The organism is Salarchaeum sp. III, from assembly GCF_036418315.1.
In the GTDB taxonomy this organism is placed as follows: Archaea; Halobacteriota; Halobacteria; order Halobacteriales; family Halobacteriaceae; genus Salarchaeum.
Genome location: NZ_JAZHPG010000022.1, coordinates 25,759 through 44,367, shown reverse-complemented (window position 1 = coordinate 44,367; position 18,609 = coordinate 25,759). Strand labels below are relative to the sequence as shown.

Below are 18,609 nucleotides of genomic sequence, written 5' to 3'. Positions count from 1 at the left end.
CTGTTCGGAACGCGGTCGCGCCGAGCGAATCCGCGTCCGACTGCTCGCGAACAGTTCTCTCCGGAAGAAACCAGCGAGGCGCGCCGTGGCGTTGAGCGAGTTCAGTAGTGTTCGTCGAGGTAGTCGACGATGTCGTCGCTCTCGTAGACGGTTTCCTCGCGGGCGGTGTCGACGAGGTATGGAATCTGGTCTTCGCCGCCGGCCTTCAGTTCCTCGTAGGTGGTCTCGTTGGTCACGTCGCCGCCCATGCCGCCGGGGAGGCGGGGGTTGTGGGTGACGTAGGAGACGCCGAGTTCGCTGAGTTTCTCGCGGACTTTCGCGCAGTGCGGGCAGCCTTCGGACTGGTAGAGTTCGAGCACATCCTTGCTTTTCGCGCGAGCGAGGTAAGCGTTAGCGAACCGGCGGATAGGCGTCACGGTCTACCCAGTCGCGGAGACGGTTCGCGCCCGCGTTGTCGAAGCGGAGCGGGCGCCGCCACCACGGCCCCTTCCCCGAGTCCTCCGAGTAGTCGGTGACGACGTTGTTCGCGTCGATTCCTCGCTCGCCGCTCAACGGAACGGCAGTGTCGTACAGCCGGCTCTCATTGGTGCCCTCGACGAGGACTGCGGCGTCAAACGTCTCGCGGGCGAGGTGGGCGTTCCACGGGAACGACTCCGGTTCCTCCGTGATGGGGTCGCGGGCGAGCGTGAACTCCCCGATGAGGTACGCGCCCCAGTCGGGCGTTATCCAGTTCGCGGGCGCGTCGCCGTGACTCGTGAGGGTGGCGTAGAAGTAGAGCCGGTCGCCCGCGGAGAGGTCGGCGATAGGGCGGGCTTTCACGCCGTGCGGGTCGCCGTACGTGTACGCGTCACAGCACGCGTACTCGGCGAACGTGGGGTCGAGGTGGACGGGCGTGTCGTCGGGCGTGTCGATGTCGAGTTCGAGGTCGCCGTACGTCGGCACCCGTTCCCGCGTCGGTTCGGACTCGGGGATGGGGACGTACTCGAACCGGCCGTCCTCGTCAATCGGCCCTCGAAAACCGGGTTGGTTCGTGTTCGCGGCGACGTTGATGGCGAGCGCGTCCATCAGATGTCGCGCTGGAACTCGTCGAATCCCTCGAAATCGTCGGGGAGCGTGTAGGGAATGCGGCGGCTCTCGCGGTCGCCCGCGGCGTCGTCGGCGTCCTCGACCGGGATTGCGTCGTCCTCGAAGCCGGGTTTGACGCGGACGGAGCGCGCGGGCATCCCGACGGCGACGTGGTGGGCGGGAACGTCCTGCTGGACGACCGCGCGGGAGCCGACGAGGCTGTTCTCGCCGACGGTGACGCCGGCGCGGACGAGCGCGCCCTGCGTCACGCGCGCGTCGTCCTCGATGGTCGTGTGGTAGTTCGTGACCTCGGTCTGGTCGACGATGTCGTGGTCGTGCGTGTAGACGTGCGCGCCGTCGCTGAGGCTCACGCGGTCGCCGATGGTGAGTTCGCCGCGGTCGTCGAGGTGCACGTCGTCGTGGATAACGACGTTGTCCCCGAGTTCGATGTTGTGGCCGTACGTCATCGAGACGCCCTTGAAGATGCGGAGGCCGTCACCCGCGTCCGCGAACAGGTGGCGGGCAAGCATCTGCCGGAACTCCAGCGCGAAGTCGACGTTGTCCGCGACGGGCGTGTTGTCGAACTGCCGCCACAGCCACTGCAGGGGCTTCGACTCCGCGAACGCCGCTTCGTCCTTCTCCGCGTAGTACTCCGACTCCAGGGTGGCGTTCCGCGGATCGTAGGACTGCAGGCGCGCTTCCTCGATACTCGACACCGTGTTCCCGGCCTGCCAGTCCTCGTAGGCCTCTCGGTCGCCGTTCAGGTCCACGAGCACGTCCTCGACGACCTCGTAGGGGTCCTCCGTCGAGAGCCGGTCGTCCACCTCACCCACGAAGTCGCGGAGCGTCGCCTCCGCGTCGTCGGGGAGGGAGACGTGGCGTTTCGTCATACCTCGACGGTCGTGTGGGACGTTCATAGGGGTTTCCGTCCCGACGCCGCCTGCCGTTACTCGCCCGCCTCGTCGAGTTTCTCCACCATGCGCTGGACGAACGGGCTGACGCGAGTGTCTACCGAGGCGACGACTCCGCTCGCGCTCGTTCCCGCCCTGTGGGAGGAACCGCACCCGCTAAGTGTCCGCCGACAGTACGCTCAGGCATGCAGTACCGTGAACTCGGTGACTCCGGTGTCGAGGTGAGCGAGGTCGGGTTCGGCGCGTGGGTCGTCGGCACCGACTGGTGGGGTGACCGCGACGAGGACGACCAGCGCGAGATGATCGAGCACGCGGTCGAGCAGGGTATCACGTACTTCGACACGGGCGACGTGTACGGGCACGGCCAGAGCGAGGAGTTCCTCGGCGACTTCCTCGCGCCCTACCGCGAGGAGGTGACGCTCGCCACCAAAATCGGGTACGACTTCTACAACAACCCGCAGGCGGGCCACGGCGAACTCCCGAAGGAGATGGACCCCGACTACCTTCGGGACGCCGTCGAGAAGAGCCTCGACCGCCTCGGCGTCGAGCACGTGGAGTACCTCCAGCTCCACAACCCGAACGTGGAGGAGCTGACGCCGGACGTGCTCGAAGTCCTCGACGAGGTTCGCGAGGACGGACTGGTGGACGCCATCGGCGTCGCGCTCGGTCCGAGCATCGGCTGGCTCGCGGAGGGCGACTTCGCCATCGAGAACGAGCTCGACGGCGTCCAGTACGTCGGAAACCTCCTCGAACAGGACGTTCACCGACACTTCGTCGAGACCGTCCGCAACGCCGGCGCGGACACGTCGCTCATCGCCCGCGTCCCCCACTCGTCGGGCATCCTGAACGAACAGGTCACGCCCGACACCGAACTCGACGCGGGCGACCACCGCGGCTTCCGGCCCGACGAGTGGTACGAGACCGGCTGGGAGAAACTCGAGGAACTCCGGTTCCTCGAACGCAGCGACGAGGGAACCTCGTCTGGCTCCCGGACTGCGTCCGGGAACGAGGGCGAGCGCACGATGGGGCAGGCCGCGATTCAGTGGCTGCTCTCGTTCGACGAGGTCGCGTCCGTCACGCCGACGTTCCGCTCGAAGGAGGACATCACGGAGTGGGCGGCCGCGCCCGACACCCCCGCGCTCAGCGACGAGGAGCAAGAGCGCGTCGCCGACCTCTACGAGACGAACTTCGGCGTAGAGCGCTTCGACGGGATGGCCGAGGAGGACTACCGGACGAGCGTGGACGGCGACGACCTGCGTGACGCGGGATTGCTCGCGGACTAACTGACCACGGTTTTATGGAACTTTTCGAGGCGGACGGCGTCCGGCGAGGAAAATTTCCGCGACCTGACCTGCGTGACGCGGGCTTGCTCGCGGACTAACTGACTTAAACGATTCCGGTTTCGCCTAACCCCTTTGTTTCCGGTCGAAACCCCTGTACTGCACGCCCTTCACCGTGTTTTAGTTCACTTTCACTCCGCACTCTCCGAGGTGGTCGCGGCAGTCGTCCACGAACCCCGGCACATTGAGCTGCGTCTCGCCGTCTGTCCAGATAATCAGACTCCGCCGCTCCGAGAGGAACAACTGATAGCCGACGCCGATGTCCGTCACCATCACGTCCGCGCGAATGGTGCTCTCGTACGCCACGCTATCGAGGTACGCCTGCTCGGCCTCGAACAGCGCCGACTCGTACACGCCCTCGAGTGACCGCTCTCCTTCCTGTTCGAAGAACTCCTCCGCCGCCTCTTCGCCGTACAGCACCTCGTAGGAGTGCGTGTCGAACTCCATCACGATTTCCAGTCCGTCCCCCACGCGCTCCTCCAGAAACGTCACGAAGCCGTCGTACTCCCCTGACATACCCGACGCCAGAACTCCCTCCCAGAAAAGCCTACTCGCCCCACCACTATCCGGAACTCCTCGCACAAAGCGACGAAACGCAGGACGGAGCGGCGCGATGCGGGGCGACGCGGTTCCGACGCCGACTGCGCGCCGGAGGCGCGCGGCCTTTTTATGTTACTTTTTCGCGGAGTGGTTCCCGCAGCGAGCGCGGAGCGCTCGCGAGGAAACGCGACGCGAAAAATTTACGCCAAAAACACGTGGCGCGGGCGGTCCGCGAGCACGTCACAACGCACCTTTTTTCGCCTCGGGTGCGCTTCGCGCACCACTCGGCCAAAAAATCTGCACCAAAAAAGCGCGCCTACGGCGCGACGCTCACGCCAAAAACACGTGGCGCGGGCGGTCCGCGAGCACGTCGCGGCCCCACTGGACGGTGTCGCGGAACGCGTCGCTGCGGAAGAAGCCGGTGGCGGCTTCCTGGGAGTCCCAGCGGGAGTCGATGAAGAACGCGTTCTCGTCGTCGGTGTCCTGGAGGAGGCGGGTCTGGCGGTGGCCGTCGATGTTCGCGAGGGCGTCGCCGACGGCGTCGAACTTCTCCACGAAGTCATCCCTGTGTTCGGGTTTGACGGTGTAGAACATGCCCATGGTTCCCCAGCCGTCATCGGATTCCGCGACCTTGCTGGTGATGCCGGGGAGGTCGTTGAGGAAGCCGGCGGCAGTGTCGGCGGCGCTCTGTGTGTCCCAGAGGGAGACGACGGCGGCCGACCCCTCGCCCGTGGGTTCGTAGACGGTGGTTTCGACGTGCGTATCGTAGTGGTCGAAGCTCTCCGCGAGGTCGGCGACCGCGGATTCGAGTTCGTCGAGGTCTGCGTCCGAGTAGAGGCCGACCGCGTACACGTCCTCGCCGTGCGGCTTCCCGGCGTACACGTCGAGGTCCGCAAGTTCCTCGCGCAGCGACTCCTCGTCGTCCTCCACTGATTCTCCGCCGTGGTCGTGGTGGCCGCCCTCGTCACCGTGGTGGCCGTCGCCGTGACCGTGTTCGCTGTGCGCGTGCCCGGTGTCCTCGTCCTCGGGCGTGGGGACGGCGTCGCCGGCGAGGAACGCGTCGAAGTCCGCGGCCGGGAAGCGCCGGCCGACGTAGAAGTCGCCGAACTCGCCGTACTTCGAGGACGCCTCGTCGAAGCGCATCTCGTACACGATGTCCTTGATGTCCGTCGGGTCGTCGCCGAACAGCGTCACGCCCCACTCCCAGTCGTCCAATCCGACGCTGGAGGCGATGACTTGCTTGATTTTCCCGGCGTACTCGCGGCCCACGTCGCCGTGGCCGGCCATGAGGTCCGCGCGCTCCTCGAAGTCGAGGTCGTACCAGTTCTGGCCGGGCTGGCGGCGCTTGCTCATCGGATAGAACGAGACGTAGGTGTCGTCGGGAATCTCGGGCGTGAGCTTCCCCTCGATGTAGCTCTTCAAGCCCTCGTCCACGCTCTCCGGGTTCGTGAAGTACTCGTCGCTCACGTACCCCGAGACCTCGCTCACCGAGACGTAGGAGTGCGCGCGCTCCGTGTACGCCGCAAACTCGGTCTGCTCGAACGACCGCTGGATGCGGTCGAGTTCGTCCAGGCTCTCCCGGAAGTGAATGAAGAGCAGGTCCGCCTTGCTTCCCGTGACGCTGAACACCGCGGAGTCGCCCGCGTCGCTCTGCGCGAGCGCTTCCCGGTGTTTCTGGAACGCGGCCGCGTCCTCGATGGCCGTCTCGCGGTCCCGTTCGGGCGCGTCCCGCCACGCGTCCCAGTCCACCGTCCGGAAGTCGTGCAGCGCGAACCAGCCCTCCGCCGTCTCGGGCGCATCAACCATACACGGGACTTGGGAGACCTCCGACAAGCAACTTTCGCGTTCGCGCTCACGCTCGCGCTGGCCGCGATCGCTCCGACCGAAACCCTTTCCGTGACGCCCGGGGAAACGATGAGAGAATGCGAAAGAGCGGACCGCCGAAGGGACTCGTCTCGTACCTCGTTCTCGAACTCCTCGCGGAGCAACCCCGGTACGGGTACGAACTCCTCAAGGAAATCACCGAACTCAGCGGCGGTCACTGGGAGCCCTCGTATGGCTCCGTCTATCCTATTCTCTACAAGTTCGAGGAGAACGGCTGGGCGGAACGCCTCGAACGCGAGGACGAACCCGACCGGAAGTACTTCGAACTCACCGAGGAGGGACGGGAGGAACTCGCGGAGAAGCGCGAGGAGGTCGGCGGCACGGCGAAGGACTTCGCGGACATCATTCTCGGGTTCTACCACATGTACGCCGTGCTCGGCATCGACGACCGGTTCGACGTGGAGAACCCCGAAGAGGGCTGGCAGTTCGGCGAGGAGTTCTCGGCGTGGATAGTCGAACAGGTCGTCCGCCACCACGAGCACTACTTCGACACGACGTTCGAGCGCATCACGGACACGCCCGAGGAGTTCAACGAGCGGATGGGCGTCTCAGACGAGTAGGTTCGGGAACAGCATCAGGACGAGACAGGCGAGCATCGCGAGGCCGACGCTCGTCGTCACCGCCCTGACCGCGCTCCGTTTGTCCTCGATGGGGAGCCGTGACACCACGGACTCGACGCTCGTCCGGAGCAGGTGGCCGCCGTCGAGCGGATACCCCGGGATGCAGTTGAAGAAGCCGAGGTTGATGTTCACCCAGCCCACCCAGAACAGGGCGTTCGCGAGCAGTAACCCGGCGCCGCCGAGCGGGTCGAGGACGCCGGTCGTGGTGTAGAACGCGGCGTTGTCGGGGACGAACCCGGGGAAGTTGTACGGGACGCCGAGCCCGACCGCGGCGAGGAACGGCAGGAACACGAGGTACATCGCGGACTGCGTGAGGGTCGCACCGGTGAGGTCGCCGCCGAGCACGTCGAGGTAGAAGCCGGCGGGGTAGAGTTCGATGCCGGCGTCGCTCACGGTCATCCCGGAGTAGCCCGGGGAGCCCTGCACGCCGAGGAAGCCGATGTCGCTGTTCGGGTTCTCGCCGAGCGTGACGGTCGCCTCGCGGCGCTCGCCGTCCGCGTAGAACTCCACGTCGACGCTGTCGCCGGGCGCGGTGTCCGCGAGCGCGTCGCTCACGTCGGCGTAGGTGACGACGCGCTGGCCGTCGAGTCGCGTGACGACGACGGCGTCGCCCGCGCCGAGGCCGGTCTGGGCCGCGAACGGTTCGCCGTCCACGAGCGTCGTGAGTGCGCCGACGGGGCCGGTCGTCGTGTTCCCGGCGTCCGTCGTGACCGTCGCTATCGTCGTGTTCGCGACGATGTCGCGGAACTCGGACTCGGTCTCGACACTCGTGCCGTTCACGCTGGTGATAGTGTCACCGGTGGAAACGCCGTTGTCCGGACTGAATGGCGTCGACGCGGCGAGCGCGCTCCCGGCGGCCGGGACGCCGGTCACCAGCACCGACCTGTTCACGCTAACGGTCTCCCCGCCAGCGAGCGTCATCGACACCGAGTGGGCGGTGTGGTTCGCGAGCACCGCCTCGAACTCCTCGTTCGACGCGACGGACTCGTTCCCGACCGCGACGATGCGGTCGCCGGGTTCGATGCCCGCCTGCGCCGCGGGCGACTGCTCGGTGACGCCGCCGACCGCCGCACCCGGCGCGACCGAAATCGCGCCCGCCACCGGTCCGAACAGCAATCCGAACGCCAGCAGGGCGATGAAGAAGTTGTTCGTCACGCCCGCCGCGAACATCCGCGCGCGGCTCCCGCGGGAGACGAGGCGCTGGTCCTCCTGGTCGGGTTCCACGAACGCCCCCATCGGGAGTATCGCGAGCAGGACGACACCCATCGACTCCACGCCGATACCCTCGACGCGACTCATCACGCCGTGTCCGCCCTCGTGCACTACCAGGCCGACGAACAGTCCGAGCACGATTTCGGGCGCGACGGCCACCGGGAGGAACGGGTTCACGCCGGGCACGACGAGCGCGCTCCGCGGGTTTCCGACGGCTGACGCCGCCGCCGGCGGGTTCTGCACGAGCGCGATCGCCGTCGTCGCCAGCAGCCCGAACGCGCCGACGAGCACGACGAGCGCGATACCCAGTCCGAAGTTCCCCCACGCCCGCCACGCGCGCTTCGGCGCGGCGAGCCGGTCGAGCAGTCGCTTCCCGCGCTTCGTGTGCACCGTCAGCAGCGGCCCCATCGTGTTCACGTAGTCCGGCAGGAGTCCGCGCTTCCGGGCGGCCGCGACGGCCAGCCAGTAGGCGAGTATGCCGGCGAGGACCCACGTCCACTCGTTCATCACGCTACCCTCCGGGCGCGGGACGGTAAGCGGTTTGGGTTAGCGCTCGCGGCGCAGCCGCGCGACGACGAAGTCCTCGTCGAGCGCGGCGAGGAACTGCCCGAGCTTCGGGCCCTCCTCCTCCTCGAAGAACAGCCGATAGCCGACGGAGAAGAACTCGCCGATGTCGATGTCGTGTCGCTTCGCCGTCTCGTAGATTTCGCCCTGTACCTCCTCGCCGTCGTGGCCCTCGGCGACGAAGTCCGCGAGTTCGTCGAGCGCCGCCTCGGTCTCGGAGTCGAGGTCCACGTCGGGGAGGCGCTCGCGGTTGATGCGGTAGTTGTACTCGTTGTCCGTGCGTTCCGCCCACTCCCGCGCGAGGTCGACGCGCGCGAGCGCCTCCTCGACAGCCCAGTCGGGCGCGTTGTCCGGGATGTGGCCCTCGCGTCGCGCGATTTCCTCGCGCAGTTCGGGGTCGTCCGTCATCCCGAGCACGGCCGCGAACGTGTACGGGATGCGGATGCGTTCCTCCCGGACTTCGTCCACGACGAGCGGGTAGACGCGCTCCGCGAGTTCGCGTTCGTCCGCGGAGGCGTCCTCGACCTCCCCGAAGTAGATGCGCTCGAACCGGTCGAACTCGTCCACGAGCAGGTCGATGCGGTCCGTGCTGAAGTCCCGGGCCTTCTTCGGCTCCTTCGTGAAGAAGTACCGGAGCACGTCCCGCTCCACGAGGTCGAGCACGTCCGAAACGAGGATGACGTTCCCCTCGGAGGAACTGAACGGCTCGCCGTTCAGCGTGAACCACTCGTACACCATCGGCACGGGCGGTTCGTCCTCGAACACGGTCTCCATGATGTCCACGCCGGACGGCCACGACCCCTCCGCGTGGTCCTTCCCGAACGGCTCGAAGTCCACGCCGAGCACCCGCCACTGCGCGGGCCACTCGAACCGCCACGGGAGCTTGCCGTCCCGCAGGCTCGCGGTTCCCCGGTGGCCGCAGCCCTCGATGGTGCGGTCGCCCGCGTCGAGGTCGGTGCACTCGTACTCGACCGTTCCGCCGTCGGCGTCGATTTCCAGCACTGTCTCCGTTACCTTCCCGCACTCCTCGCAGATGGGGTTGAACGGAACGTAGGACTCGTCCACCTTGTCCTGGTACTTCCCGAGTACGTCGCGCGCGAGGTCGGCGTTCGCGAGCACGTGCCGGGTCGCGTCCTCCAGCTCCCCGGACTCGTACAGCTCGGTGTTCGACACCATCTCCACGGGGATGCCCATGAGTTCCGCGGAGTCCTCGATGAGGCTGGAGAAGTGCGCGCCGTAGGAGTCACAGCACCCGAACGGGTCCGGAATCGACGTGTACGGGTGGCCGAGGTTCTTCCCGAGCGCGCCCGCGTTCACGTCCCCCAGGTCGACGATTCGTCCGTCGAGGTCCGCGAGCTTCCGCGGGAGCTTCCTGAGGGGGTCGCGGTCGTCGGACGTGAAAATCTGCTGTACTTCGTGACCGCGCTCGCGGAGGACTGCCGCGACGAAGTACCCACGGGCGAGTTCGTTCATGTTCCCGAGGTGGGGGACGCCGGACGGCGAGATGCCGCCCTTGATGACGACGGGGTCCTCGGGATTCCGGGCTTCGATGCGGTCCGCGATTTCGTCCGCCCAGAAGACGTACTCCGCGTCGCTGAGGACGTGCGGACTGCTCATTCCTGCCAGAGCGCGGGCGTCTCGGTCGCGCTGTCCGGACGGATGTCCGTGCCGTCGTGCTCGCCGCGCAGCACGGCGTCCACGATGTTCTCGGGGTCCGTGCCGTCGAGCACGACGACCCGCATCCGGGAGCGCTCGATGAGCTTCGCCGCGAGGATGTCGACCGGCGCGCTCGACCCCGCGCTCATCTCGATGTTCCCGATGACGTCCACGAGTTCGCTCGCCGTCATCGAGTCGAAGCGCTGTGCGGAACTGTCCTCGTTCGGGTCCGCGCTGAACACGCCCGGAACGCTCGTCGCGTACACGAGGAGGTCCGCGTCCGTGTACTCGGCGAGCGCCGCGCCGACCGCGTCCGTCGTCTGTCCGGCGGTGACGCCGCCCATCACGGCCACGTCACCCCGCCGCATCGCCTCGCCCGCGGTCTCGTAGTCCTCCGCGGGACTCGGCGCTGCGTCCTCCAGCGCGGAGATGAGGAGGCGGGCGTTCAGTCGGGTGACCGAGATACCGATGTCGTCCAGTTCGATTTCGTTCGCGCCCAGGTTCCGGGCGGTGTCGATGTACTCGCGGGCGATACCGCCGCCGCCCACGACCACGCCGACGGAACACTCTTCCTCGACCAAGCGTTCGACGGCGGCGGCGTGCGCCCGGATTCGCTCGTGCGCGAGGTCCGGGGCGAGCACGCTCCCGCCGATAGAAACGACTACTCGCATTCTTACCCGACGTAGCCCGGATGCGGCCTTAAGGGTTGTCAACTCCCCGGCGACAGGCACAAGCCACGCGCACGCCACGACTCCCGTATGCACGTACTCGGTCTCGCGACGGGCCCCGGCGTTCCCGCCGACCCGCTCGCGGACAGGCTCGCGGCCGACCTTCCCGGCAGCGTCGCGGTCCTCGAACGCAGCGCGGACGCGGGCGCGGAGCACACTCGCTTCGAACTCGGCCCCGGTGGAACCACGACCCGCCGGCCCGACGGCGACCTCCAGCGCGCGCTCGACGACCTCGCGCGCGACCACGACCACGCCGTTCTCGTCGGGTTCGCGGACACCAGCGTCCCCCACGTCGTCGTCGGGGACGCGGACGCCGAAACCGCCCTCGTGCGCGCCGCGACGCCTGACGACCTCGACAGCGAGACGGTCGTTCGCGCGCTCGACGACTACGACGAACACGAGTCCCTCGAATCGCTCGTCGCCGAGGTCACTCGCGCGTCGAGCGCGGAGTACGCGGGCGCCGTCGCCACCTTCACCGGTATCGTCCGTGAGCGCGAACACCCGGACGACGACCGGACGGAGTCGCTGACGTTCGAGAAGTACGAGGGCGTCGCCGCGGAGCGTCTCGCGCGCATCCGCGACGAACTCGAAGCCCGCGACGGCGTCCACGAGGTCCGCCTCCACCACCGCACCGGCCGCATCGCCGCGGGCGACGACATCGTGTTCGTCGTCGTGCTCGCCGGACACCGCCGCGAGGCGTTCGAGACCGTCGAGGATGGTATTGACCGACTGAAGGACGAAGTCCCGATTTTCAAGAAGGAACTCACCGTCGAGGACGAGTTCTGGACGCACGAACGCGACGAGTAGCCCGTCCTTCGACCACCGAATCGACGCGAGATAATTATCTCCGAAAACCCATCAGAACGCTCGATAAAACGTCTCGGATGTTCTCGCACGCTCCTAAAACGTCGATAGGGTGGGCGTGAAACGTCCTGTCAGCGTGAAACGGGTCGAATACACCCCAACGTTCGCCCCTTTATATGATGCACTGGGTGTTACGGAGGAGTGAGGCGATTACAAATGAGCGCTACCGCCGACCCCTCCACGGCCGACAGCAAGGAAACGCGTCTCGCGAACTACCTGCGTGAGAAGGCTCGCGACGGCGAGCTCTACTTCAAGGGCAAGTTCATCGCGGACGAGGTCGGGCTCTCCCCGAAGGAGATCGGCGCCCTGATGGTGAACCTGAAGGACTCCGTCTCCGACCTCGAAATCGAGAAGTGGTCGTACACGAGCGCGACCACGTGGCGCGTCGCCCCCGCTGACGCGTAGAGCGACACGCATTAAGCCGCCCTGGTTCTTCCTCCCCGTGTGTCGTTCGTCTCCGCGCTGACCGACGCCATCCTCCCCGTCCTCGCGGTCGCGCTCGCGGGCTTCCTGCTCGGGCGCTTCCGCGAGGTCGAGGTGGACGCGCTCGGAACCGTCACGCTCTACGTTCTCACGCCCGCGCTCGTGTTCTCGACGCTCGCCACCACGACGCTCTCCGGGAGCGCGGTCGTCAACATCGCCGTCGGCGTCACCGCGTTCACGGTGGTGATGGCCGTCGTCGCGTACGCCGTCGTCACCCTCACTGACGCCCCGCACCCGAACGGAACGATGCTCGCGTCGACGTTCTCGAACGCGGGCAACTACGGGATTCCGCTCTCCGCGTTCGCGTTCGGCGCGACCGGCCGCAGTACGGCGGTGCTGTTCATCGCCGCGCAGTCCGTCCTGATGTACTCGCTCGGCGTGTTCATCGCCGCGCGCGGCACGGGAGCGGGCGTCCGGGATTCCGTCGGACGGATTTTCGAACTCCCGCTCCTGTACGCCGTGCTCGCCGCCGCCCTCTCCCGGTTCCTCGATGTCGTCCCCCCCGAGACCGGGCCGGCGATGGAGACGATAGCGATGGTCGGGAACGCCGCCATCCCCGTGATGCTCCTCATGCTCGGCATCCAACTCGGCAACACCGGCCGCGGCGTCGCACTCTCGAAGGTCGCGACGCCCACGGTGCTCAAGCTCGCGGTCGCGCCCGTCGTCGCCCTTCTCGTCGCGGTTCCGCTCGGGTTCTCCGACCCTGTTGTCGCGCGGACGTTCGTCCTGGAGTGCGCGATGCCCGCCGCCGTCACGCCGCTCGTCTTCACCGTTGAGTTCAGCGACGACCCCGCCGCGCCCGCGTACGTCTCCACCGCCATCCTCGTCACCACGCTCCTCTCCATCCCCGTGCTCGCGGTGCTTCTCACCGTCCTCCGCGGCGGCCTTCCGCTTCCGGGAGTTTAACCGCGTCCGTGTCCAAGATTCGGTGATGTCGGCCGACCCGCCCGACGCCGGTCCCACGCCGGACGCGTTCAGCGACGTGTTCCGCGTGTACGAAGTCCGCCGCGAGGGCGACACGATTCACTACTACGGCGCGCCCCTCACGGACTACCAGACGCTGATGCGCGAGGTGTGGCCGCGCTTCGATACGTCCGGCTACGACGTGGAACTCGAAGAGCGCACGGGCGAGTACGTGCTCGTCGCCACCCCCGAACAAGAAAGCGGATTCCCGACGACCAACCTCGTCCTGTTCGCGCTGACCGTTCTCTCGACGCTGTACGCCGGAACCGGCTGGTACTACGTGCAGGACGTGGTGTCGCCCGACCTCCTGCGCGCGCTCCCGTTCACGCTCGGCGTGCTCGGCGTGCTCGGTACGCACGAACTCGGCCACTACGTCCTCTCGAAGTACCACGACGTGGACGCCAGCCTCCCCTACTTCATTCCCGTTCCCACCCTGTTCGGGACGATGGGCGCGCTCATCCGCATGAAGGGCCAGATACCCGACCGGGACGCGCTGTTCGACATCGGTGTCGCCGGCCCGCTCGCCGGCCTCGCCGCAACCGTCGTCGTCGGCACCATTGGTCTCTTCCTCCCGCCGCTCCAGGTGCCCGACTACATCCTGAACGCGCCCGCGAGCAACCTGATCGAGATAGAGTTCAACTACCCGCTCCTCCTCCACGGTCTCTCGTGGCTGCTCGACACGCCCCTCCACTATCCGAACGACCCCACTATCGTCGCGAACCCGCTCGTCATCGCGGCGTGGATCGGCGCGTTCATCACCGTCCTCAACCTCATCCCCGTCGGCCAGTTGGACGGCGGGCACATCCTCCGCGCGATGCTCGGCCCCGCCCACGAGCGCGTCGCGCCGCTCGTCCCGTTCGGCCTGTTCGGCCTCGCGGGCGCGCTCTACGTTCTCAGTGACGCCGGGCAGGCGGTCTTCCTCTGGGTTCTCTGGGGATTCATCGCCGCCTACATGGCGTTCCGGGGGTCCGCCGTCCCCCTCGACGACAGCCCGCTCGACCGCCAGCGGCTCGCCGTCGGCGCGTTCACGTTCGTCCTCGGCGCGCTCTGCTTCGTCCCCGTCCCCGTCACCATCGGCTAGTGCGTGTACCCCTCGTCGGGAAGCGGTTCGCCGTCCAGCAGCACGCCGGACTCGATGACTTCGCCGATAACTGAGAGCGGGACGTCGGTCTCGACCTGTTCGACGGACGCCGGTGGGAGCGTGCACACGAGTTCGAAGTCCTCGCCGAACGTGAGCGCGCGCTCGAACTCGACGCCGTCGAACACGGGAATCTCCGTTGAGTCGACGCTGAACCCGCAGTCGCTCGCCTCCGCGAGCTGGTGGAGCGAGCGCGCGAGGCCGTCGCTCGAATCCATCATCGCGGTCGCGTGCGCGGCGAGTTCGCGGCCGGCCGCGACCCGCGGCGTGAACTGGAACAGGTCGTTCCCGCGCTCCTCGTTCCCGGACGCGAACGCGTCGATGGCGGCGGCGCTCCGCCCGAGTTCGCCGGTCACGCACACGGCGTCACCGGGTTCCGCGCCCGACCGAAACACCGGGTTCGCGGTCTCGCCGACGGCGGTGGTGGCGGTGGTGAACTCGTCGGTGTCGTCGAGGTCGCCGCCGACGTACTCCGCGCCGACGCGATCGCACACGTCGCGCGCACCCCGCACGAATCCTTCGAGGGCGTCGGGGTCGAAGTCGGGCGCGCCGTAGACCGCGACCGCGCCCGTCGCGTCCGCGCCCATCGCCGCCACGTCCGAAAGGGACGCGCCGACCGCCCGCCAGCCCTGCGTGTACCGCGTCGTTCCCTGCGGGAAGTCCGTCCGCTCGTGGAGCATATCGATAGTGACCACGGTGTCGCCGAGCACCGCGGCGTCGTCGCCCGCCGCCGGCACGAGGTCCGCGATGCGCGCCAGCGCCGCCCGTTCATCCATACCCGGGGGGTTGCGTCCGGCCGGGAAAAACGCCGCGGGTCGCCGCTCGGTCGGAGGATTTACCGTCCGCGCCCGTCTCGCTCGCAACCATGGACTTCGACGAACGCGGCATCGTCATCGGGTTTCTCGCCGCGCTCGCCGTGCTCGCGGGACTCCTCTGGTTCGTCGGATTCGACGACATTCTCGCCGCGCTCCGCCTCCTCGACCTCTCGACCTTCCTCGGCATCGTTGCGCTCGGCGTCGTCTGGCTCGCCGCGTGGGGGCTCGCGCTCCGCCGCGTTCTGGATAGTATCGGCGTCACCGCGAGCGCGCTCGACGCCTTCCTCCTCTACGCGTCCGCCGCGTTCGCGAACAACATCACGCCGTTCGGGCAGGCGGGCGGCGAGCCGTTCAGCGCGCTCCTCATCTCGCGCGCCACCGGCAGCGACTACGAGGAAGGCCTCGCCGCCATCGCGAGCGTCGACACCCTGAACTTCATCCCCAGTATCGTCCTCGCCGTCCTCGGTCTCGCGTACTACACGCTCACGTACGCCGTCGTCAACCGCGTCCAGCTCGTCTCCGCCGCCGTCGTCGCGCTCGCCGTCGCCACTCCGGTCATCGGATACCTCCTCTGGCGGTACCGCGACCGCCTCAAAGCCGCGCTCGCCGCAGCGCTCGCCCCCGTGCTCGGCCTCGTCGCGCGCGTCGTCCCCGGGTTCAGCGCACCCGGTGCGGGCGTCCTCCGCGACCGCATTGCCTCCTTCTACCGGTCCATCGGCCGCGTCGCCGCGAACCGCCGCGACCTCGCGTTCGCGCTCGCGTACAGCACGCTCGGCTGGCTCGTCATGTGCCTCGCGCTCTACCTCACCCTCTGGGGACTCGTCCCTGTCGGCGTGCCCGCAGCCATCGTCTTCGTCGTCGTTCCCGTCGCCACTATCGCGTCCGTCACCCCGCTCCCCGGCGGCGCCGGCGGCGTCGAGTTCGCCATCGTCCTCCTTCTCGTCCCCACCACGTCGATGGACGCCGCCACCGCCACCAGCGCCGCCCTCGTCTTCCGCGCGGCGACCTACTGGATACCCACCGTCATCGGCGGCGTCGCCGCCTTCATCCTCGAAAGCCGAGCGTAGAAAGCAAGCGTTTTACTTCGCGGACGAGAAACACCGGGCATGGTAACTCTCTACGACGCCCCCGCCAACGAGCTCATCGACGAGCTCGCCGCGGAACTCGACGACCGACTCGACGAACCCGACTGGGCCGAGTACGCGAAGACCGGCGCGGACCGCGAACTCCCCCCCGAACAGGAGGACTTCTGGGCGCGCCGCGCCGCCAGCCTCCTCCGCAAGGTCGCGACGGACGGCCCCGTCGGCGTCGAACGCCTCAGCACCGAGTACGGCGGCACCCGCGACGGCTCCAACCGCTACCAGGTCGCCCCCTCCAAGAAAGCCGACGCCTCCAAGAACATCATTCGCACCATCCTCCAGCAGCTCGAGGACGAAGGCCTCGTCCAGAAGCAGGGCAGTGACGGCCGCATCGTCTCCGGCGACGGCCGCGCCCTCCTCGACGACACCGCCGGCGACGTCCTCGAACAGCTCGACCGCCCCGAACTCGAACGCTACGCGTAACTCGGATTTTCTGTCGGCCTCTCGACACCGTTTTTCACAGTCCACACGCTCCATGGCCGCAGGACCGCCGGTCAGGGTGTGTAGGAGAGCTCTCGGCGGACGAGGACGACGTTGTAGTCCTGTTCGTTGGAGACGCGCGAGCCGACGCTCATCACGGGCGTGACGATGCGGCCGGCGTTCTCGCTCCCGACGAAGACCGTGGTGGCGTCGAGCTTGCGGGCTTTCCGGCGGAGCTGTTGGCCGATAGCGCCCGCACTGGTCGTGTCCGTGTACTCGTACGCGAAGTCGGCGCTCGGCGCGATTTCCGCGACGCGCTCCCGGAGGTGTTCGACGACAGCTTCGGGGTCGAACGGTTCGTCGTCGTCCAGCCAGTCCTTCTCGCGGGCGTAGGACGCGCGGCGTGGCACGACGCTTACCGCGGTGATGTCCGGCGGTTCCTCGCGGCTGGCGAGTCCGCGCACGTCCTGCGGGAGGTTGTCGAAGCCGACCTGGTGGACGCGCGCGTTGACGAGCGCGGCGACCGAGAGACGAGAGCCATCGAACGGAACGACGAACGGCATAGCCCTCCTTCTCCCGCTGTTCGTATAGCCCCCTCGGTATCCGAAACCGCCCGCTGCATTCGCTCGAACGGACGGCCGCCCCTCAGAACTCCGTGACTTTCGATTGGATGCGGCCGTCGTCGAAGTCGTCCTCGTCGTCGAGGTGGCGCGTCAGTTCCTCGCGGCTCACGTCGTCGCTCGCGTGCAGGAACGCGAGTTCGGTGAGCGAGAGGCTGTTTCCGGCGTCGAGTTCGCGGAGGAGCGTCTCCGCGTCGAGCGCGTGGTAGGTGCGCTCGAACGCGACGCTGGCGGCGCGGTCGTTCTCGGCTTCCGCGAGGTTGATTCCCTCCGAGAGCACGGTGTCGAACGCGAGGTCGGTGTCCTCGACGCCGGCGTAGAGGAACGCCGTCGCGGACACCAGCGCGTCGAACACCTCGGTGCCGTCGCGCTCCCCGAGTCGCTTCTCGAACACGAGTTCGCGGTCGCGCTCGCTCAGTCCCTCCAGCAGCACTTCGAAGTCGAGCAGCGCGTGTTCGACGCGGTCCCTGATTCTCCCACGGGCGTTCCGCTCCGCTTGCGTGCTTCCCAACTCGCCGTCGCCGCGGAGGTACGCGCGGTCGGCCGAGGACAGCAATCCGCGTGGTCGCTCTGATCCGGACATACTCGAATACAGATTATAGAAATACATATACGCCTATATAAATAACTGTTTTAGGATTATGTCCTCTCGGTGGCGTGAGAACTCTTTTCTCCCACTGGGTCGAGGCGTCGTGTATGTCGAAGGCAGCCAGCAGCCCGGACGATTCCAGCGTCCGCGCGGTCGTTCGCGCGGACGCGCTCCGAACCGTCGTCGCGACCGCCCGCAGCCTCGTCTCCGAGTGCCGCGTCCGCTTCGGTTCTGACGGTTTGCTCGTCGCCGCGACCGACCCCGCGACCGTCGCGTCCGTCCGCGTCACCCTCGACGCCGCCGGGTTCGAGCAGTACGACGCCAGCGAAACCACCGTCGGCGTCGACCTCGACCGGCTCGCGGACGTGCTCGCGCTCGGCGACGCGGACGACCCCGTCTCGCTCGCCATCGAGGACTCGCGCGGCCTCCTCCACGTCGAACACGCCGACCTCCACTACACGCTCGGCCTCATCGACCCCGACGCCATCCGCGCCCCGCCCGACCCCGAGAAACTCGACTTCGACCACGCCGGCCGCTTCACCCTCGCCGCCGCCGACCTCTCCCGGGTCGTCGACGCCTCCGAAATGGTGTCCGACCACGCCACCCTCGAACTCGGGGACGACGGCTTCCGCTCCGTTGCGGACGGCGACACCGACACCGCCGTCGTCGAACTCGAACCCGACGACGCTCACGATGCGGGCGAGGCGAGCGCCATCTACTCGCTCTCCTACCTCGCCGACATCGTCTCCGTCCTCCCCGAGACACCGGTCGCGGTCGCGCTCGGCGACGACCTCCCCGTCGAACTCGACTACGGCTTCGAGGACGGCCACGGGAACGCCGAGTTCGTCCTCTCCCCCCGCCTCCGCCGCACGTAGCGGCACGGGCGGAAGCGGTCGGGTGGCGAACGGCGGGAGCGGTAACCGTTTCGTCGCCGTCCGGCGCGGCTTCGCCGCGCCGCTTTTTCCCTCCAGCGTCAGAGCGACGCGCTGACTGGCTCCCCCTCACTCCGCTCACGGGAACAGGTTTTTGCCGAGGGGGTCGCCATGCGACCCCCCTCG

At 67.8% G+C, this 18,609-nt stretch carries 20 protein-coding genes; 9 read left to right on the top strand and 11 right to left on the bottom strand.

What is annotated here, in order from left to right:
• Nucleotides 1-101: 101 nt before the first annotated feature.
• From U3A55_RS05475 to U3A55_RS05465, 3 genes are read right to left on the bottom strand one after another with little or no spacing between them, the layout of a single operon-like run.
• Complete coding sequence (locus U3A55_RS05475) at nucleotides 102-359, bottom strand: glutathione S-transferase N-terminal domain-containing protein (RefSeq protein ID WP_330990467.1); 258 nt, start codon at nucleotides 357-359, stop codon at nucleotides 102-104.
• Between the two features lie 31 nt (nucleotides 360-390).
• On the bottom strand, nucleotides 391-1,065 hold the full coding sequence (locus U3A55_RS05470) for a hypothetical protein (RefSeq protein ID WP_330990466.1): 675 nt from the start codon (nucleotides 1,063-1,065) through the stop codon (nucleotides 391-393).
• Nucleotides 1,065-1,955 (bottom strand): acyltransferase, encoded by an 891-nt coding sequence (locus U3A55_RS05465; RefSeq protein ID WP_330990465.1) that lies wholly within the window; start codon nucleotides 1,953-1,955, stop codon nucleotides 1,065-1,067. The genes U3A55_RS05470 and U3A55_RS05465 overlap by 1 nt, the downstream gene beginning before the upstream one ends.
• Before the next feature lie 206 nt (nucleotides 1,956-2,161).
• Between U3A55_RS05465 and U3A55_RS05460 the strand changes: the two genes are divergently transcribed.
• Nucleotides 2,162-3,259: an aldo/keto reductase gene (locus U3A55_RS05460; RefSeq protein ID WP_330990464.1), complete on the top strand. Its 1,098-nt coding sequence runs from the start codon at nucleotides 2,162-2,164 to the stop codon at nucleotides 3,257-3,259.
• A 177-nt stretch (nucleotides 3,260-3,436) separates the two neighbouring features.
• Here the strand turns inward: U3A55_RS05460 and U3A55_RS05455 are convergent, their stop codons facing one another.
• Both U3A55_RS05455 and U3A55_RS05450 read right to left on the bottom strand, forming a co-directional pair.
• Nucleotides 3,437-3,832 (bottom strand): hypothetical protein, encoded by a 396-nt coding sequence (locus U3A55_RS05455; RefSeq protein ID WP_330990463.1) that lies wholly within the window; start codon nucleotides 3,830-3,832, stop codon nucleotides 3,437-3,439.
• 354 nt (nucleotides 3,833-4,186) lie between these two features.
• Nucleotides 4,187-5,662 (bottom strand): heme-binding protein, encoded by a 1,476-nt coding sequence (locus tag U3A55_RS05450; protein WP_330990462.1) that lies wholly within the window; start codon nucleotides 5,660-5,662, stop codon nucleotides 4,187-4,189.
• A gap of 116 nt (nucleotides 5,663-5,778) precedes the next feature.
• On the opposite strand from U3A55_RS05450, the gene U3A55_RS05445 reads away from it, so the two are divergent.
• Nucleotides 5,779-6,300: a PadR family transcriptional regulator gene (locus U3A55_RS05445; RefSeq protein WP_330990461.1), complete on the top strand. Its 522-nt coding sequence runs from the start codon at nucleotides 5,779-5,781 to the stop codon at nucleotides 6,298-6,300.
• On the opposite strand, the gene U3A55_RS05440 is transcribed toward U3A55_RS05445, so the two are convergent.
• Genes U3A55_RS05440 through pyrH form a run of 3 tightly spaced genes read right to left on the bottom strand, consistent with a single transcriptional unit; the run spans nucleotide 6,289 to nucleotide 10,463 of the window.
• Nucleotides 6,289-8,079 (bottom strand): site-2 protease family protein, encoded by a 1,791-nt coding sequence (locus U3A55_RS05440; protein ID WP_330990460.1) that lies wholly within the window; start codon nucleotides 8,077-8,079, stop codon nucleotides 6,289-6,291. The genes U3A55_RS05445 and U3A55_RS05440 overlap by 12 nt on opposite strands.
• Nucleotides 8,080-8,118: 39 nt before the next feature.
• Nucleotides 8,119-9,753: a lysine--tRNA ligase gene (gene lysS / locus U3A55_RS05435; RefSeq protein WP_330990459.1), complete on the bottom strand. Its 1,635-nt coding sequence runs from the start codon at nucleotides 9,751-9,753 to the stop codon at nucleotides 8,119-8,121.
• Entirely contained in the window at nucleotides 9,750-10,463 is a 714-nt protein-coding gene (gene pyrH / locus U3A55_RS05430; protein WP_330990458.1) for a UMP kinase, read from the bottom strand. Before pyrH ends, lysS begins: the two co-directional genes overlap by 4 nt.
• A gap of 87 nt (nucleotides 10,464-10,550) precedes the next feature.
• Here pyrH and U3A55_RS05425 point away from each other — a divergent pair, with 87 nt between their 5' ends.
• The 4 genes from U3A55_RS05425 to U3A55_RS05410 all read left to right on the top strand — a co-directional run bounded on the left by U3A55_RS05425 (nucleotide 10,551) and on the right by U3A55_RS05410 (nucleotide 13,911).
• Nucleotides 10,551-11,327, top strand: a complete 777-nt coding sequence (locus tag U3A55_RS05425; RefSeq protein ID WP_330990457.1) for a molybdopterin synthase — start codon at nucleotides 10,551-10,553, stop codon at nucleotides 11,325-11,327.
• Between the two features lie 213 nt (nucleotides 11,328-11,540).
• Nucleotides 11,541-11,789, top strand: a complete 249-nt coding sequence (locus tag U3A55_RS05420; protein ID WP_145845667.1) for a DUF7123 family protein — start codon at nucleotides 11,541-11,543, stop codon at nucleotides 11,787-11,789.
• A 39-nt stretch (nucleotides 11,790-11,828) separates the two neighbouring features.
• Nucleotides 11,829-12,773 (top strand): AEC family transporter, encoded by a 945-nt coding sequence (locus U3A55_RS05415; protein ID WP_330990456.1) that lies wholly within the window; start codon nucleotides 11,829-11,831, stop codon nucleotides 12,771-12,773.
• A 25-nt stretch (nucleotides 12,774-12,798) separates the two neighbouring features.
• Nucleotides 12,799-13,911 (top strand): site-2 protease family protein, encoded by a 1,113-nt coding sequence (locus tag U3A55_RS05410; protein WP_330990455.1) that lies wholly within the window; start codon nucleotides 12,799-12,801, stop codon nucleotides 13,909-13,911.
• Here U3A55_RS05410 and thiL read toward each other — a convergent pair.
• Nucleotides 13,908-14,744 (bottom strand): thiamine-phosphate kinase, encoded by an 837-nt coding sequence (thiL, locus tag U3A55_RS05405; protein WP_330990454.1) that lies wholly within the window; start codon nucleotides 14,742-14,744, stop codon nucleotides 13,908-13,910. The genes U3A55_RS05410 and thiL overlap by 4 nt on opposite strands.
• An 89-nt stretch (nucleotides 14,745-14,833) precedes the next feature.
• Here thiL and U3A55_RS05400 point away from each other — a divergent pair, with 89 nt between their 5' ends.
• Nucleotides 14,834-15,850 (top strand): lysylphosphatidylglycerol synthase transmembrane domain-containing protein, encoded by a 1,017-nt coding sequence (locus U3A55_RS05400; protein ID WP_330990453.1) that lies wholly within the window; start codon nucleotides 14,834-14,836, stop codon nucleotides 15,848-15,850.
• A 39-nt stretch (nucleotides 15,851-15,889) separates the two neighbouring features.
• Nucleotides 15,890-16,345, top strand: coding sequence for a 30S ribosomal protein S19e (locus U3A55_RS05395; protein ID WP_330990452.1), 456 nt, complete (start codon nucleotides 15,890-15,892; stop codon nucleotides 16,343-16,345).
• Nucleotides 16,346-16,416: 71 nt separating this feature from the next.
• On the opposite strand, the gene U3A55_RS05390 is transcribed toward U3A55_RS05395, so the two are convergent.
• Both U3A55_RS05390 and U3A55_RS05385 read right to left on the bottom strand, forming a co-directional pair.
• Nucleotides 16,417-16,905: a universal stress protein gene (locus U3A55_RS05390; protein ID WP_330990451.1), complete on the bottom strand. Its 489-nt coding sequence runs from the start codon at nucleotides 16,903-16,905 to the stop codon at nucleotides 16,417-16,419.
• Nucleotides 16,906-16,987: 82 nt separating this feature from the next.
• Nucleotides 16,988-17,545, bottom strand: a complete 558-nt coding sequence (locus U3A55_RS05385; protein WP_330990450.1) for a hypothetical protein — start codon at nucleotides 17,543-17,545, stop codon at nucleotides 16,988-16,990.
• Between the two features lie 113 nt (nucleotides 17,546-17,658).
• Here U3A55_RS05385 and U3A55_RS05380 point away from each other — a divergent pair, with 113 nt between their 5' ends.
• Nucleotides 17,659-18,426: a hypothetical protein gene (locus tag U3A55_RS05380; RefSeq protein ID WP_330990449.1), complete on the top strand. Its 768-nt coding sequence runs from the start codon at nucleotides 17,659-17,661 to the stop codon at nucleotides 18,424-18,426.
• Nucleotides 18,427-18,609: the final 183 nt, after the last annotated feature.